At 59.1% G+C, this 15,149-nt stretch carries 20 protein-coding genes; 13 read left to right on the top strand and 7 right to left on the bottom strand.

All coding sequences use genetic code 11. The features are described from left to right. Positions 1-57: 57 nt before the first annotated feature. Complete coding sequence (locus LEP6406_RS0202390; RefSeq protein WP_008310734.1) at positions 58-393, top strand: nucleotidyltransferase domain-containing protein; 336 nt, start codon at positions 58-60, stop codon at positions 391-393. A 157-nt stretch (positions 394-550) separates the two neighbouring features. Here LEP6406_RS0202390 and LEP6406_RS26315 read toward each other — a convergent pair whose 3' ends face one another. The 4 genes from LEP6406_RS26315 to LEP6406_RS0202405 all read right to left on the bottom strand — a co-directional run bounded on the left by LEP6406_RS26315 (position 551) and on the right by LEP6406_RS0202405 (position 4,793). Then, positions 551-3,724 carry a CHAT domain-containing protein gene (locus LEP6406_RS26315; protein WP_051463601.1) on the bottom strand — a complete coding sequence of 1,058 codons (3,174 nt, stop codon included), beginning with the start codon at positions 3,722-3,724 and terminating at the stop codon, positions 551-553. Positions 3,725-3,783: 59 nt separating this feature from the next. Further along, positions 3,784-4,044: a hypothetical protein gene (locus tag LEP6406_RS32575; RefSeq protein ID WP_155834611.1), complete on the bottom strand. Its 261-nt coding sequence runs from the start codon at positions 4,042-4,044 to the stop codon at positions 3,784-3,786. A gap of 124 nt (positions 4,045-4,168) precedes the next feature. Then, the gene (locus LEP6406_RS0202400) at positions 4,169-4,582 is read right to left on the bottom strand and encodes a type II toxin-antitoxin system VapC family toxin (protein ID WP_036028111.1); all 414 of its coding nucleotides are present in this window, start codon (positions 4,580-4,582) and stop codon (positions 4,169-4,171) included. Further along, on the bottom strand, positions 4,569-4,793 hold the full coding sequence (locus LEP6406_RS0202405; protein WP_008316172.1) for a DUF2281 domain-containing protein: 225 nt from the start codon (positions 4,791-4,793) through the stop codon (positions 4,569-4,571). The genes LEP6406_RS0202400 and LEP6406_RS0202405 overlap by 14 nt, the downstream gene beginning before the upstream one ends. A 127-nt stretch (positions 4,794-4,920) precedes the next feature. On the opposite strand from LEP6406_RS0202405, the gene LEP6406_RS0202410 reads away from it, so the two are divergent. Then, on the top strand, positions 4,921-6,306 hold the full coding sequence (locus LEP6406_RS0202410) for a DUF3370 domain-containing protein (RefSeq protein ID WP_008316169.1): 1,386 nt from the start codon (positions 4,921-4,923) through the stop codon (positions 6,304-6,306). Here the strand turns inward: LEP6406_RS0202410 and LEP6406_RS30830 are convergent. Together LEP6406_RS30830 and LEP6406_RS0202415 are read right to left on the bottom strand one after the other, a co-directional pair. After that, positions 6,277-6,615, bottom strand: a complete 339-nt coding sequence (locus LEP6406_RS30830; RefSeq protein WP_071992189.1) for a type II toxin-antitoxin system PemK/MazF family toxin — start codon at positions 6,613-6,615, stop codon at positions 6,277-6,279. The genes LEP6406_RS0202410 and LEP6406_RS30830 overlap by 30 nt on opposite strands. Further along, positions 6,593-6,802, bottom strand: a complete 210-nt coding sequence (locus LEP6406_RS0202415) for a hypothetical protein (RefSeq protein WP_027268767.1) — start codon at positions 6,800-6,802, stop codon at positions 6,593-6,595. The genes LEP6406_RS30830 and LEP6406_RS0202415 overlap by 23 nt, the downstream gene beginning before the upstream one ends. A 697-nt stretch (positions 6,803-7,499) precedes the next feature. Between LEP6406_RS0202415 and LEP6406_RS0202420 the strand changes: the two genes are divergently transcribed. The 10 genes from LEP6406_RS0202420 (at position 7,500) to LEP6406_RS0202460 (ending at position 14,354) form a co-directional block, all read left to right on the top strand. Then, on the top strand, positions 7,500-7,736 hold the full coding sequence (locus LEP6406_RS0202420; RefSeq protein WP_008307717.1) for a hypothetical protein: 237 nt from the start codon (positions 7,500-7,502) through the stop codon (positions 7,734-7,736). Then, positions 7,733-7,846 (top strand): type II toxin-antitoxin system RelE family toxin, encoded by a 114-nt coding sequence (locus tag LEP6406_RS35555; protein ID WP_409978139.1) that lies wholly within the window; start codon positions 7,733-7,735, stop codon positions 7,844-7,846. Before LEP6406_RS0202420 ends, LEP6406_RS35555 begins: the two co-directional genes overlap by 4 nt. A gap of 18 nt (positions 7,847-7,864) precedes the next feature. Then, on the top strand, positions 7,865-7,993 hold the full coding sequence (locus LEP6406_RS35560; protein ID WP_225886647.1) for a type II toxin-antitoxin system RelE family toxin: 129 nt from the start codon (positions 7,865-7,867) through the stop codon (positions 7,991-7,993). A 228-nt stretch (positions 7,994-8,221) separates the two neighbouring features. Next, complete coding sequence (locus tag LEP6406_RS0202430) at positions 8,222-9,631, top strand: BCD family MFS transporter (protein ID WP_008307716.1); 1,410 nt, start codon at positions 8,222-8,224, stop codon at positions 9,629-9,631. Next, positions 9,631-10,461, top strand: coding sequence for an inositol monophosphatase family protein (locus LEP6406_RS0202435; protein WP_008307715.1), 831 nt, complete (start codon positions 9,631-9,633; stop codon positions 10,459-10,461). The genes LEP6406_RS0202430 and LEP6406_RS0202435 overlap by 1 nt, the downstream gene beginning before the upstream one ends. Positions 10,462-10,685: 224 nt before the next feature. Beyond that, entirely contained in the window at positions 10,686-11,120 is a 435-nt protein-coding gene (locus LEP6406_RS0202440) for an RrF2 family transcriptional regulator (RefSeq protein ID WP_008307714.1), read from the top strand. A 39-nt stretch (positions 11,121-11,159) separates the two neighbouring features. Then, on the top strand, positions 11,160-12,125 hold the full coding sequence (gene cysK / locus LEP6406_RS0202445) for a cysteine synthase A (protein ID WP_008307712.1): 966 nt from the start codon (positions 11,160-11,162) through the stop codon (positions 12,123-12,125). A 9-nt stretch (positions 12,126-12,134) separates the two neighbouring features. Continuing rightward, positions 12,135-12,917 carry a DevA family ABC transporter ATP-binding protein gene (locus LEP6406_RS0202450; protein ID WP_008307711.1) on the top strand — a complete coding sequence of 261 codons (783 nt, stop codon included), beginning with the start codon at positions 12,135-12,137 and terminating at the stop codon, positions 12,915-12,917. A 7-nt stretch (positions 12,918-12,924) separates the two neighbouring features. Beyond that, complete coding sequence (locus LEP6406_RS0202455) at positions 12,925-13,410, top strand: T3SS (YopN, CesT) and YbjN peptide-binding chaperone 1 (protein ID WP_008307709.1); 486 nt, start codon at positions 12,925-12,927, stop codon at positions 13,408-13,410. Between the two features lie 140 nt (positions 13,411-13,550). Next, on the top strand, positions 13,551-14,354 hold the full coding sequence (locus LEP6406_RS0202460) for a TVP38/TMEM64 family protein (RefSeq protein WP_008307707.1): 804 nt from the start codon (positions 13,551-13,553) through the stop codon (positions 14,352-14,354). A 115-nt stretch (positions 14,355-14,469) separates the two neighbouring features. Here LEP6406_RS0202460 and LEP6406_RS0202465 read toward each other — a convergent pair whose 3' ends face one another. Further along, entirely contained in the window at positions 14,470-14,760 is a 291-nt protein-coding gene (locus LEP6406_RS0202465) for a hypothetical protein (RefSeq protein WP_008307706.1), read from the bottom strand. 114 nt (positions 14,761-14,874) lie between these two features. Here LEP6406_RS0202465 and LEP6406_RS0202470 point away from each other — a divergent pair, with 114 nt between their 5' ends. Continuing rightward, positions 14,875-15,111: a helix-turn-helix domain-containing protein gene (locus LEP6406_RS0202470; protein WP_008307703.1), complete on the top strand. Its 237-nt coding sequence runs from the start codon at positions 14,875-14,877 to the stop codon at positions 15,109-15,111. Positions 15,112-15,149: the final 38 nt, after the last annotated feature.

Raw genomic sequence — 15,149 nt, forward strand, 5'->3', positions numbered from 1 at the left:
TCTGCCCAACCGACAAAAGGTGACTAACTGGTCAACTTTAATGAATACCTTATCCTCATGAAACCTAATCTCCAGGTCATCCTAACTCACCTTAAACAAGATCTGGCTAGTCTCTATGGCGATCGCCTGCTGCACCTCACCCTCTTTGGCTCCCAAGCCCGTGGAGACGCTGAACCGGATTCAGATATTGATGTGTTGGTCGTGCTGAAGCCACCCGTCAATCCCGGTGAAGAAATCAAACACACCGGCAAAGCCGTTGCCGACCTTTCTCTTCACCATGATGTGGTGATTAGTTGCCTCTTCATGGGTGAAATCTACTACCAAACCCGCAACAGTTGCCTGCTTCGCAACATCCGCAAAGTAAGGAGTCTCCCTATGACCGACGAACAGTGAGAACTTCAACCCAGGGAGCAAGCCCGGTTTTATAGCAGTTCCCTAATGTATGAGGTACACCTCAACTTAATGACACTTTGGCGAACAAGGGGCTTAAGCTCCTTGCCTGTACTTAACCCGAGTGAGAACCGCTATATAAATCATTACGCTCACCTACTTAGAGCCCATTGCCAATGAGGATAAACGGAGCCCAGTAGTAGGGATGGGCCAGCGTTCCCCCCGGTACCAAGCGTTGCCCCGTTACGGTGCTGATCAACTCCACCGAGCCCCGCTGCCCCCCCACCGCCGAAAAATCGTTAGTAATCAACGCTGCCTGAGCCGCCTGCAACGCCGCCGTCTTGGTCATGCCCAGGGCCAGAGCGTCATAGAACGCCGTCATGAGAACCTGGGTACCCTGGTCACTCACTGCCCACAGGGAGGCGATCACCGCCTTTGCCCCCCGCCGCTGGAACTGATAGCCCAGCCCCAGAATTTGCTCGCCGTTGTTGTCAAAACCTCCCAACCCAGTCTCACAGGCACTCAACACCACCAGGTCAATGTGAGATAAGGACCAAGAGCCAATGTCCCGCAGCGTAGGGGCATCGCCATTGCCAAGGAGAATGAAGGAATCCGTTGGGTCACCGGGGACAAAGACCCCATGGGTGGCGAAGTGGAGAATATTGGCGCTGCCCAATTCCAGCAGCACCGTATCTAGGTCAAAGGCTTGGTCAATCAGGGCGACGGTGTTGGGCAGGGCCGCTTGCAGCAGACTCACCTCTTCCCCGGCATAGAGTAACCCCCGCAGGTTGAAGGCACCCACGGGGTGAACTATCCCCACATCGGCAAAGGCTCCCGCCAAGATGCGGGGGGCGGCTTGGGGCTGGGCGGTCAATTCCTCTAGGGAGAGAGCGGTGATGTGGTTGATGCGGAACCGTTCTGTTAACCACTGGTCGCCATCGTGGAGGGCGGCGAGGGGAATGTAGCGCAGGTTGGCATCGGGGGCATAGAGCAGGGTCGTCACCCCCGCCGCCGCCAGGTCTGCTTCCAGGGGTTCAATTAGCCAGCGGTAGAGTTGCTGGGCGGGGGTTTGGGCATCGCTGCCGGGATTTTCTAGGGCTTGGCGAAAGGCGAGGATGGCGGCATTCAACTCCGCCCGCCCCACAGCGACGGTGCGGCGCAGGGGTTCAGTATCGGCGGTGGTGATCACCAGTTCTAGGCGATCCTCCAGGACCAGGGGATAGATCAGGGCGGCATCGAGGCTGTCCAGGTTGTTGCGCAGGGCGGAGAGTCCCTCTAGGTCAACGGTCTGTCGCAGTACCTGGGGGCTGAGGGCCGCTAGGAGGGCTTGGATTTCGGGATCCTCAGCAAAGCGGTTGAACTGGGCGGCCAGGGCTTGCTCTAGACGCACCAGGTCTTGCAGCCGTTGGGTTTCTGCGGGGGTGAGGTTGCCGCTGCGTTGTCGCTGACTGAGCTGCGCCCGCTCTTGGCCCAGGGCAATGGCGCTGGCCTGCAATTGGTTGTATTGGTCGAGGATGCTCTGCTCTGGCCGCAAGTAGTCCACACCGCTGGCGGTGCGGGCATTGCGCTGCACTTCTTGCAGGTAGTCGTCGAGTTCTTGGACTTTGAGTAGGTCGAGGACGCGCTGGGCTTCGAGGATGCGGTCTTGTTGGAGGAGGAGGTCGGCGAGGAGGCGGTAGCTGTCGGCGACGGTGTCGGTGAAGGATTGCTGGAGGTCGGTGCTGAGGCCGCGAATGTCGCCCCGGATGGCTTCGCGGATATCGACGCTGGCTTTGAGGAAGATGATGGCCAGTTCGGGTTGGGCTTGGTCGTTGAGGAGGATGCCGATGTTGCTGAGAGTTCGGGCTTCTTCGGCGCGAGCACCCAACTCGTTGAAGAGGGCGACGGCTTGGCCAAACTGCTCTAGGGCGCGGTCGGTCTGGCCCAGACGGTCGTAAGCAACGCCCAAATTACCCAGGGCATAGCCTTCCCCAGCACGGTTGCCAATCTCGCGGGCGATCGCCAGGTCTTGTTCATAGAAGTCAATGGCGCGGGAGTACTGACCCAGGCTGGCGTAAGCAACGCCCAAATTGCCCAGGGCGCGGCCTTCCCCGGCCCGGTCGCCAATCTCGCGGGCGATCGCCAGGTGTTGTTCATAGAAATCAATGGCGCGCTCGTACTGGCCCAGGCTGTTGTAAGCATTGCCCAAATTGCCCAGGGCGCTGCCTTCCCCTGCCCGGTCTCCAATCTCGCGGGCGATCGCCAGCCGTTGTTCATAGAGGTCAATGGCGCGGTCGTACTGGCCCAGATTGCTATAAGCCACGCCCAAATTGCCCAGGGCGCTGCCTTCCCCTGCCCGGTCTCCAATCTCGCGGGAGATCGCCAGCCGTTGTTCATAGAGGTCAATGGCGCGATTGTACTGGCCCAGGTTTCGGTAAGCAATGCCCAAATTGCCTAGGGCGCGGCCTGCCCCTGCCCGGTCGCCAATCTCGCGAGCGATCACCAAGGATTGTTCATGGAAGTCAATGGCGCGCTCGTACTGGCCCAGGCTGAGATAAGCATTGCCCAAATTGCCCAGGGCGCTGCCTTCCCCAGCGCGATCGCCAAGCTCGCGGGCAATCGCTAAGTCTTGTTCATGGAACTCAATGGCGCGGCGATAATCCCCCAGGCTGTCGTAAGCATTGCCCAAATTGCCCAGGGCGCGGCCTTCACCAGCCCGGTCGCCAATCTCGCGGGCGATCGCCAGGGCCTGTTCATAGAGGTCAATGGCGCGGTCGTACTGGCCCAGGTTGCGGTAAGCAATGCCCAAATTGCCTAGGGCGCGGCCTTCCCCGGTGCGATTCCCTGCTGCCCGGTAGAGTTCTAAAGCTCGTTCCCAAGAGGCCAATGCTTCACGAAACTGACTACGGTTGTACTGTTCAATCCCTAAATCTAGAAGTCGATCCGCTTCTTCTAGACGACTATCCGCCTGGGTCAAAATCTGCGGCGGTTCCGCCAATAGGGGCGACGGCTCCATCTGTGGCCCTTCCCCGTTCAGTGGGTCAAGAGCCCAGGGTTCTTGTATCGTTCCTAACCGCAACGGGTCACCCGCGCCAAAGAACCCTGGGCTCTGGGTCACCCCCAAGGGGACAGGTTCCTCAACGGCAGCGGGGCGGGTAATCGGATCAGTCGTCAGGAACCTGTCCCCGACCCCCCGCAACCCATCATGGACCGGGTGCTTCCAAAGCACCCGGTCCCTCGCCGCCTCACCCGATCGCGCCGCCTGCAACGGCTGCAACCCACCCACCAATTGCACCACAGGCATCAGCAACGTAGAGCAGAGGGCAAAACTAAGCAGCTTGGCGGGGCGGGCCATGGGGCAATCTCCAGCATGGGGATAACACCCATCACTATTGCTGAGCCCCGCCAGCTTATTCAACCGTAACCCGATCCTGGCTCCCAGTCTCCGGCTGGGAGCCCCCGGTAGCGGCTCCGCCGCCAGCACCCTAGAGGCAGAGCCTCAGCGGCGGGTACCCAGGCAGAGCCAGGGCACAAGGGAGCCGCCCGACTCCACTGGCTCCCAGCCGGAGACTGGGAGCCCCCGGTAGCGGCTCCGCCGCCGAGCCCCAGAGGCAGAGCCTCAGCGGCGGTACCCAGGCAGAGCCAGGGCACCAGGGAGCCGCCCCGCGACTCCACTGGCTCCCAGTCTCCGGCTGGGATCTCCCGGTGGCGGCTCCGCCGCCAGCACCCTAGAAGCAGAGCCTCAGCGGCGGTACCCAGGCAATCGTAGGGTGGGTCGAACAGAGTGCGATTCGTAACATCAAAGCGAAGACAGGGCTTGCAGGATTTGCTGTGGGGTTTTGCGGCCTAAGGTCGTGCCATCAAAATCCTTGTCAAAGCTAACAAAGGTGAGTTGAAAAGCTACTGCCACCACATATTGATAGGCGTCATCGTAATCAAGCTGCTGTTGTTGCATCGTAACGACAACCCTGGACAGTTCTGTAGGGCTCAAGCTCAAGAGGCCAACAGCCCCCTCAATGAATACATCCTGCACAAACTGTTCAAATGCAGTCCCCAGTTGCCGCCGCATCATGGCTAAAGCGATGGAATGCAGGGTAAAGTCCGTCATCGCCAGTTGATCAGACGGTAGTTTGGCCAACAACTGTCCAACAATGTCGGATTGCTGCTGGTCGAGTAAGCGTTCTAGCCAAATATTGGTATCAATCAGGTACACTGCTGCCCCATTGTTCAACGGTTTCCTGTTGGAGGCTGAGCCCTGTGTACTGGTCTCGATAGGTCGCCATTGCCCCTGCCCAAGTTTGCTTGAGCGGCTGGGCCGAAGACCGGGTGTATTGCCGCAGTAACGTCTGAATCAACATAATCACCTGCTGTTGTAGCGCAGGGGGCAATGCGTCTAGCTGCTTGAGGGTAGGGTGCATGTCCATAATTGATGATTAGGTCTTTCAATCGTAGCTGAGTTGAGGGGACACCCATAAAGCGCACCAACGTGGCTGGGTTCAGCGGTTCTGTAGGATGGGGAAACGATTTACTGGCGAAAGGAAGACAAGATCTATGCTCGCGTGGTTCTCGGTTTTAATGCTGGCTGCGGCCCCGGTAGCGGCGGCAGCGGAGTCGCCCGTGGCCCAGGCCCCGGCGGAGATGGTGCGGCCCCAGGAAGTGCGGCCCCTACCCGGTGGTCTAGACACCGTGCCCGTATTCAACAGCAATAGCCCGGAATTAGTCCTAGAGCCGGGAATTTTACTATCCACCTTTCCCCCAGCAGGAATGGCCCACCCCGAAGCCCATCTGAACTATGCCCTCTCGGGGCGGTTCGACATCTTTGCCCACCACGTCGCCCGCGCCCCCCAACCCGATGACCTCACCAGCCTGTACCTGGGCATCGTGGTGCATAACCCAGGGCGGGAACCCGTGACCGTGACCCTTCTGCAAGGGGCCAGCTACCTCAGCCAGCCCGATGCCCCCTTTTTCGTCATTGATGACTTTATCGAGCATTCCCCCTGGGTTCCCGCCTTTGCAGGGCCGGGGAGTCGAGTGTCAGGGGATTTTTTGGCGGGGCGATCGCAGTCAGACCGATTCCCCACCCAGGTGATCATTCCCCCCGGCCAGAGCACCCTGCTGCTGAATGAACCCATCCCGGTGCGCACCCTAGAGCCCCCCCTCAATGGTCGCTCCACCCTGATTCGGCTCCAGAGCAGTGGCCCCGTCTATGTGGCCAGCCTCGCCCGCTATGCCCCCATCACCTGGTATGACATCGAGCGGCCTCCCACCCTGGCGGAATGGGAATCCCTGCTGCGGGAAAGTCCCGTAGCGGGGCCGCGCGATCGCGCCCCCACCCCCCTGGGCAGTACCAACGCCTTTATCTATGGTCGGGTCGCCGGGGTAGCGATCGGCTCCCAATGGCGAGCCACCCTCACCGACGAGGGGAGCCCCCACTTGGCCATCCCCGCCCCCGGTGCCGCCTTCTCCTACGGCATCAGCACCCTCTACCAGGGCCGATTGGGCACGGGGCAAAACCAGAGCGCCAACCTGGCCGTCCGCTATGCCGATACCGCCTACGAAGCCCATGGCAACTACGGCATTCAGTACAGCCTCACCCTGCCCCTGCACAACCCCACCCCCACCCCCCAATGGGTAACGGTGGCTTTGGAAACCCCCATTAAAGAAGATGTTCTGAGTACCCCCGGCCTCCGCTTCCTCAACTCCCCCACCGCCCCAGTGTTTTTCCGGGGGCCAGTGCGGATTAGCCACCGGGATGAAACCGGGCGGCGGCGGGTGCGGTTTATTCACCTGGTACAGCGGCGGGGCCAGATGGGTCGCCCCCTAGTGGAAGTGCTGATTCCACCCAACCAAGTGCAACAGGTACAGGTGGATCTCCTCTACCCCGCCGATGCCACTCCCCCCCAAGTCTTAACCGTCCAAACCCTTCCCAGCCCATAACCCCCGCCCAGGGACGGACCATCTGCACCCGATGGCTCCTAGCCTTCGGCTGGGAGCCTGAGGCACCAGGCCAATGACCGACGGCTTGAGTAACCCAGCCCCTTGCCATTGGATGATCGGGGCTTCGCCAAACAACAAGGGGCTTCTCACCTGACTGGTAACAGCAATCAAGATCAGGTCAGGACGGTTTGCTGTGTAATCTGCTGAACTGACTACAACAGCAGGGCGCTTCTTGAGTGCATTTTGGGCGGTAAAAGGAAAAGGCACCAGCACCACAGAGCCAAATTCACAGGTCATCGTAGGCGGCATCCTCCAGATTATCCCAAACCTGAGCAAACGCAGCTTCAGCCCCCTGGGCAGCAGCCGTGACCAGCGCCCGATCCTGAGAGCGCTGATGCAAAAAGTCGATAAAGTCTTCAATTTCAGCAAGCTGACTAGAAGAACACTGACGAATTTTGCCTAGAATCTGCTGTTCTTTTTCTGAAAGCATTGGCATGGTATTTCCCTTGCGTGGATCAGTAACCATAGGCGGATCAGCCACAAGTCAATTCTCGCGCTAAATCATCAAAATTCACTTACCCCTGGCTCCTAGCCTCGGCGGGGAGTGCCCAGGCGGAGGCTCCTAGCCTCCGCCGCCCGGAACCGAGGCCCCACCTCGGCAGGGAGTGCCCAGGCGGAGCCTGAGGCACCAGGCCAGGGCACTAGTACTGGCTGGGCGGTGCAAATACCCTAACCGTTCTATCGTGGTACACCTCGGCCCCTCACCCTAGCCCTCTCCCACGGGGAGAGGGGACCGGAAAATATTAGGCTGGTGCATCATCAGGTTTGATTTTCAGGGTTTCGTAGGGTGCATAGCGCTAAGGCGCGGCTTCGCCCACGCGAAGCAATGCACCGCAGAAAGGCAACGCCTAGGGTAAATGGTCACAGGATTTCCGCCCCAGAGCACTCGGGGATCTACCTAGAACTCTATAGTTCTGGGCTGGGGGAGCTGATTCAGCGTTATAAAGAAATCTGATTTCTGGGGAGGGGCAGGAGACGGGTTCCTCGGAAGATTGGCGCTGGGGTATCTGGCCTATCAACTAGGAACCCGTCCCCTTGAACCTTGTCGCTGGGGTATTCAACCCGCTGGCGAGGAACCCGTCCCCTACAACCCCCGCGCTAGGATGGCAATACCTTTTTTGACTAGAGCAGCGATGACGACCCTGCCCTGCACCGCCCCCATAGCGTTGGAACTTCCCGCCCTGCCGCGCCCCGCATTGGATGAGCTGTACCATCTTCTCCAGTATCTTCAGTTCAAATACAACGTTGACCTAGAGCCGTGCCTGGAGACCCTAGAAGACGAGATCGATAATATTGATGGTGATCTTGCCCTCACTGAGACCGGGGCAATCCCCCTCAGTCAACTCAAACAATCCTTGGGGCTAGGGTGAGTTATGAAATTCTGATCCAGCCCGCTGCTCAGCGGCAATTGAAAAAGTTGCCCCCAGCAGTGCAAGCTGAACTGATTGTCCAGATAGAGTCCCTCGCGGATGATCCTTGACCCTCTGGGTGCAAAAAGCTGAAGGACAGAGACAACCGCTATCGGGTGCGGTGGGGAGACTATCGGATTATTTACAGCGTTGAGGATGCAGCCCTCATCATCCGAGTCATTAAGGTGGGACATCGCCGAGATGTCTACGAAAGTTGAACTGGGCTGGGGGAGCTTATTCACCGTTAGAAAGAAAACCGATTTCTGGGGGGTGGGGCAGGGGACGGGTTCCTGGGGGGATTTTCCCTGGGGTAGCTGGCCCGTTGGAGAGGAACCCGTCCCCTCCACACACTCCCCTGGGGCTCCCAGCGGCAGAGGCGGCGATTGACTGTCGTTCTGCCACAATGGTCAAAGACCGGCCCAGGGGGCCATCGCCCCTCCTAACTTATGTCTTTCCGTGATATGTCCTCTACGGCTCTCCCCGACTCCGCTCTGCCCCGCCTCAACCTCTTCACCATGTTCCGTTTGGGACTGTTTCAGATGGGGCTGGGGTTGCTGTCATTGCTGACCCTGGGAATTTTGAATCAGGTGTTGATTTCAGAGCTGCGAATCCCGGCTCTGCTGGCTTCGGGTGCGATCGCAATGTACCAGTTCGTCTCCCCGGCTCGGGTGTGGATGGGCCAACTCTCTGATACCAAGCCCATTCGCGGCTACCACCGCACTGGCTATGTCTGGCTGGGGCTGGGGATGCAGGCCATCTGTCTGTTCCTGGCGATTCAAGTCGTGTGGCAACTGGGAGCCAGTCTGGGGGAGGGCTGGACGGTGGTCAGCTCCGGGTGGCTGGCGCTGCTGGCGGGGATGTTTGCCCTCTATGGCCTCTGCATTGCTTCTGCCTCCACTCCCTTCGCCGCCCTGCTGGTGGATGTGTCCGATGAAGACAACCGCTCCCAGTTGGTGGGCATCGTCTGGGCCATGCTGATGGTGGGCATTATTGCGGGCGCGATCGCGGGGCAGGTCTTGCTGCGGGATATGACAGCGGAGGATTTAGAAGGGGCCATTACCCGACTGTTTATCCTGTTTCCCCTCAGTGTTGTGGGGCTGGGGATCGTGGCCACTTTTGGCATCGAGAAAAAATATTCCCGCTATAGTAGCCGCTCCTCCTTGGCGGGACGGGAAGACCAAGTCACCCTGCGACAAGCCCTGTCTGTCTTGACCGCCTCCAAGCAGACGGGCTTTTTCTTTACCTTTCTGCTGGTGATGACCACCAGTCTGTTTTTGCAACAGCCGATTCTGGAACCCTATGCCCGCGAGATCTTTGGCCTCAGCATTGGCGAAAGTGCCGGTTTGAACCAGTTTTGGGGCTACGGTATTTTGGTCGGCATCGCCATCTCCGGGTTTGTGATTGTGCCTCGTCTCGGCAAACGGAACACCGCCATGGTGGGGTGTCTGTTCTCCTCCGTCTGTTTTGTCCTGGTGATCCTGTCGGGCGCGACCACGAATCCCACGCTGCTCCGCAGTGCGGTGATGCTGTTTGGGCTGGCCTCCGGCATCCTCACCAATAGCGCGGTGAGTTTAATGCTGGATCTGACGGCGGCAGAGACGGCGGGGACGTTTATCGGGGCTTGGGGTTTGGCCCAGGCCATGGCCCAGGCCAGCGCCACGGTGCTGGGGGGCGCTATTCTCTCCCTAGGTCGCCAGGTCTTTGGCGATTCCTTCCTGGCCTTTGGTCTGGTGTTTGCCTGCCAGTCGGTGGGAATGGTGTTGGCCTTTTTGCTGTTGACGCGGGTGAATGTGCAGACCTTTAAGCAAGAGTCGGGAGATGCGATCGCGGCCCTCATGGAACTGGAATTAGATTAATGCAGGATCTAATGCAGGATCAGGTGCAGTGGGATCGGGTGCTGGATGTTTGCCATAGCCTCACGGATCGGGTGGCAACTCAACTGCTAGCAGTCGGCAACGCCCCCGCAGAGGAAAAACAAGACGGCAGCCTCGTCACCCAATTTGATACCTGGGCTGATGAACAACTCCGCACCGGCCTCCAGACCGCCTTCCCAGACCACGGCATCCTCAGCGAAGAAACCCACCATGTGTTCCCCGATCAAGACTGGTGCTGGATCATCGACCCCATCGATGGCACCACCAACTTCAGCCGGGGTATTCCCCTCTGGGCCATTTCCCTGGGCTTGCTTTACCGGGGCACCCCCGTCTACGGCTACATTTACCTGCCGCCCCTGGGGGATCGCTTCCACGGCTACTGGGCCGGGACCAGTGGGTTGACCCTACCCACCGGAGCATTTTTGAACAACCGACCCATCCACACCCGCCCCGACGATCCCAGTGCCAACCAGTTCTTTAGCCTCTGCGCCCGCAGTACGAGCATCTTGCAACGCCCCTTTCCCTGCAAGGTGCGGATGCTGGGCACCGCCGCCTACAATCTGCTGCTGGTGGCGGCGGGTTATGCGGTGGGGGCGGTGGAAGCCACCCCCAAGGTGTGGGATATTGCCGGGGTCTGGCCGATCTTGCAGGCCGCTGGAGCTACCTGGACGCCTCTGGACGAGGGTGATCCCTTTCCCCTGACGGTGGGGGAAAACTACCGCGATCGCGCTTTCCCCACCCTCATCACCAGCCGCGCTGATTTAGTGGATCAATTTCGTCCCCTAGTGCAGGGCGTGATCGGCGGCGGCTAGTACCGCAGGGCGTAAATCAGCCCACTATTGTCGCACCAGCCCAACCTTTTCTGGTCTCCTCTCCCCTTGGGAGAGGGCTAGGGAGAGGGGCCGAGTGTGCCACGATGGAACGGCCAGGGTATTGCCGCCGCCCAGTACTAACGGCACCCAAACGGGAATCCTCTAAACCCGACTGGGGAACCGGGGTATACTGGGAAGACTGTTAAAAGGCTGTCACCCTGTTCGTGGAACTTTCCTGTAAAAGTGAATATGCCCTGTTGGCGCTGGTGGAACTTGGCCTCCACCACACCAGTAATGAGCCCATGCAAATTCGGCAAATTGCAGTCCAGCAAAATATTCCCGACCGCTACCTAGAGCAACTCCTCGCCACCCTGCGGCGGGCGGGACTGGTGCGCAGCCAGCGGGGAGCACGGGGGGGCTATTTGCTGGCGCGCTTGCCCTGGCAGATCACCCTCTACGATGTGGTGAGATGCATTGAGGGGCTAGACGCCCAGGGCGAACCCCAGGACTGTCCCCAGACATCAGAAGCGGTGGTGATCACCGAAGTCTGGCAAGAGGTCCGGCAAGCGGCGGAATCGGTGCTGCAAAAATACACTCTGCAAGACCTACTGGATCGGCGTAACGCCAAACAGCAGGTAGACATCATGTATTACATCTAAGAACTTCTAAGACCTTGCTCTGAACCGTCCTTAACCACCATGCGTATTGCCGCCGACATCACCGCTCTGATTGGCCACACTCCTCTAGTTCGCCTCAACCGCATTCCCCAATCGGAGGGGTGTCACGCCCAGATTGTTGTCAAGCTAGAGGGCATGAACCCTTCCGCCTCTGTGAAAGATCGCATTGGCATCAATATGATCGCAGCGGCGGAGGCAGCGGGCAAAATCACTCCTGGACGCACGACACTGGTGGAACCCACCTCGGGCAACACGGGCATTGCCCTGGCCATGGCCGCCGCCGCCAAGGGCTACCACCTGATTCTGACCATGCCCGAAACCATGAGCGCGGAGCGGCGGGCGATGTTGCGCGCCTACGGGGCAGAACTGCACCTGACCCCCGGCCTAGAGGGGATGGCGGGCTGTATTAGCCGTGCCCAAGCGCTGGTCAACACCCTGCCCGATGCCTATATGCTCCAGCAGTTTCGCAACCCGGCCAATCCCGATATTCATCGCAAAACCACGGCGGAGGAGATCTGGGCCGATACCGATGGGGCCGTGGATATCTTGGTGGCGGGGGTTGGCACTGGCGGCACCATCACCGGGGTAGCGGAGGTGCTCAAGGCCCGCAAACCCAGCTTTCAAGCGATCGCGGTGGAACCCGTCGGCAGTTCCATTCTCTCCGGCGGCAAGGCTGGACCCCATAAAATTCAAGGGATCGGGGCAGGCTTTATCCCCGAGGTGCTGAATGTTGCCATAATTGATGAGGTGGTCACCGTCAGCGATGAAGATGCCATCGCCTATGGTCGCCGCCTCGCCCGAGAGGAGGGGTTGCTATCCGGCATTTCTAGCGGAGCCGCCCTTAAGGCTGCGATTGAAGTGGGCAAGCGCCCCCAAAATGCCCAAAAGCTAATCGTCCTGATCCAGCCCAGCTTTGGGGAACGCTACCTCAGTACCCCGTTGTTCCAGGATCCAGAACTCCTTGCCCCCCTCGCCGTCAGTTCCTAGTGACGTGCTATGGCTTCCCCCAACCTCACTTCCCCTGCCCCTAATGCCCTCCCCGCCGACCTGGCGGTCTGTATCCGCAATCTGGACTATCACTTTGGGCGCGGTGACCTGAAAAAACAGGTGCTCTTTGACATCAGCATCGATCTGCCGCCGGGGCAGATTGTGATCATGACCGGGCCTTCCGGCTCTGGTAAAACCACGCTTCTGACGCTGATTGGGGCGCTGCGGTCCCTTCAGTCCGGCAGTCTACGGGTGCTGGGGAAAGAGGTGGTGGGGCTCGGCAAACATCAGTTGGTGGAGGTGCGGCGCAACATTGGCTTTATCTTCCAGGCCCATAACCTCTTCGCTTCCCTCACCGCCTGTCAAAATGTAGAGATGGCGGTGGAATTGGTGGGCCGTTTTGGCAACAAGCGGGCTCAGGCGGTGGATATGCTGACTCGGTTGGGGTTGGCGGATCGGGTGGATTACAAGCCCGAAGCGCTCTCCGGCGGGCAAAAGCAGCGGGTTGCGATCGCACGTGCCCTGGTCAACCAACCCAAGCTAATTCTGGCGGACGAACCCACCGCTGCCCTGGACAAAAAATCCGGGCGGGACGTGGTCACCCTGATGCAAATCCTGGCTCGGGAACAGGGCTGCACCGTGCTCATGGTCACCCACGACAACCGCATTCTAGACGTGGCGGATCGCATCATCAATTTGGTGGATGGAGCCCTGGCATCCGACGAAAACCTGGACACCTTCGTCGCCAGCCACGATCCCAAAACCCTAGACCGCCGCATGTTCATACTCTAGAGGCCCTATGGCGATTTCCTTTGAGAGCCCGGTCCAGGCGGTTACCTACCACAAGGTGTTGGATTATCTCCAGCAGTCCAGCCTGTTTCGAGAGTCCCTGCGGATTTATGATAATCGGCCCAAATTTGACATCCTCTATGGCGCGACCCTAGCGGAAATTGAGGTTTTGCCCTGGGAGGACCATCCCTGGCAGACGACGGAACTGGCCACCGTCCGGGCCACCAGCTGCGTCACCGTGGGCAGCAGCCTCAAGGAAGATCTCATGTATTTTCTGCTGACGGAAAACCGCCGAATGCGCTTTGGCGCTTTTCACCTGGATGAGGCGGGTCAGGTGCTCTTTGCCGAGAGTGTTCTGGGGGGCGACAACATGGATCTGATGGAGCTGCAAACCTGCATCCTCTCCGTGGTCACCATCGCCCACACCTACGAAGACCTGATCGCAGAGAAATTCGGCGGTCACCGGGCGGTCTCTCCCCAGGAGGTGCCTTTATGAATGCCCACTCAGGGTAAAACTCATCTTTTCTCATTTTTCTAGCGCTGCCCTCCGGCAGGATCAGAGCAGGATGGATTTCGGGCAAATTGCGCTCATCCATCCCCTGCCGCAACCCCCCATCCTGTCACAAGGCTTTCCCCATGCTTTTCCTCTTGACTGGTCTTCCCCAATGGACCCGCCGCTCTGCCCGTCCCCTGCGTCTGGCTCTACTCATGACCCTTGCTGCCCTATTTCTGCCCGTCCTACCCGCCCTAGCTCAGACCGCTAGTTCCCCCGATGTTGGCATCTTGGGACAACTGCGGGGACAACTGGTGGATGCCCTCGCCTGGATTGATGGCCTAGGTGCGATCGCGCCCATCGCCTTCATCGCCCTCTACATTGTCATCACCGTCGCCTTCCTGCCTGCATCCGTCGTCACCCTAGGGGCAGGGGTCGTTTTTGGGGTGGTGAAGGGCTCCCTCCTTGTTTTCGTAGGAGCCATGCTGGGGGCAACCGCAGCTTTTTTGGTCGGACGTTACCTGGCCCGAGACTGGGTCGGCAAGCGCATCGCCGGAAATGCTAAATTCCAGGCCATTGATGAAGCCATTGGTCGCGAAGGCCGCAAGATTATTTTTCTCATTCGCCTCTCCCCAGCTTTTCCCTTCAACCTGCTCAACTACGCCCTGGGCCTGAGCAAAGTGTCTCTCAAAGACTACATCGCAGGCACCACCGGCATCATCCCCGGCACCATCATGTATGTCTACCTGGGCTCCCTAGCCGGGAACCTGGCCACCCTAGGAGCCGGGGAACAACCCAGCAACCCCACCATTACCTGGACCATTCGCATCATCGCCTTCCTGGCCACGGTGGCGGTCACCGTGTACGTCACCCGCATCGCTCGTAAAGCCCTAGCGGAGTCGGTCCCCAGCATCGGAGAAGAAACCAGCGAGATGACAAGCCCTTGACCCATTCCCCTCGTTCCCGCGCTCTGCGTGAGAGCATACCCCCTGGCGCTCCTGCACCCTGGGGTAGACGGCGCTGGAGGTCCAAAAATGGCCCAGTCAGCGGGGCCAAGCACGGCTATTCCTTGGGCAAATACTTAATCAGCGCCTTCATCACTTCTCCAGGATGGGTCCGGAGGGGATTCGTCTCGCTAGGGGCTGGAAGGAAGTCAGTCCACTCCAAAACTTCAGCAAAGCGGCGTTGATGAAGACTATGGACGATCGCGCTCACAGCAGCTTTGGAACCAATCACCAGGATTTTGACTGGTTCGCGGTCGGGCTTGGGGTAAGTGTACAGCTTGAGGGAAAGCTCCACCCCCACGGTTTCAGAAGCCTGGGAATCGGCGGCAAGAAAGGCTTGAGTTTGCATAGCGAACACCACAAAACGTCATCAGAGTCGATGACGCCCATGATAGTCAACGCATTTGATGCCGTCAACAAGTCTGTTGTTTACGTGGTCAAATTCCTCTGACACCATGAGGGCATGGGAAAAGCAGGAAAAGCCCTCCGGCAGGTACTTGAAGAGTTTGAGGTGAGCCAGTACAGTCTCGCAGCGGCTCTCAATATTGAGCGCAACAGCGTTTACCGATGGGTGAATGAGAAGAGTGACCCCTCAGGGGAAACGATTATTGAACTGGTAAGGGCGCTGAAAGAACTCAAACCTGAAGCCGCCAAAGCTTTTGTGGAACGTTATCTCGGTGAAGAAGTAAACGACATCTAACCGTTTGAGCAGATCTCAAGGCATGAACCAAGGACAGT

It is taken from the genome of Leptolyngbya sp. PCC 6406, from assembly GCF_000332095.2.
Classification (GTDB): domain Bacteria; phylum Cyanobacteriota; class Cyanobacteriia; order Phormidesmidales; family Phormidesmidaceae; genus PCC-6406.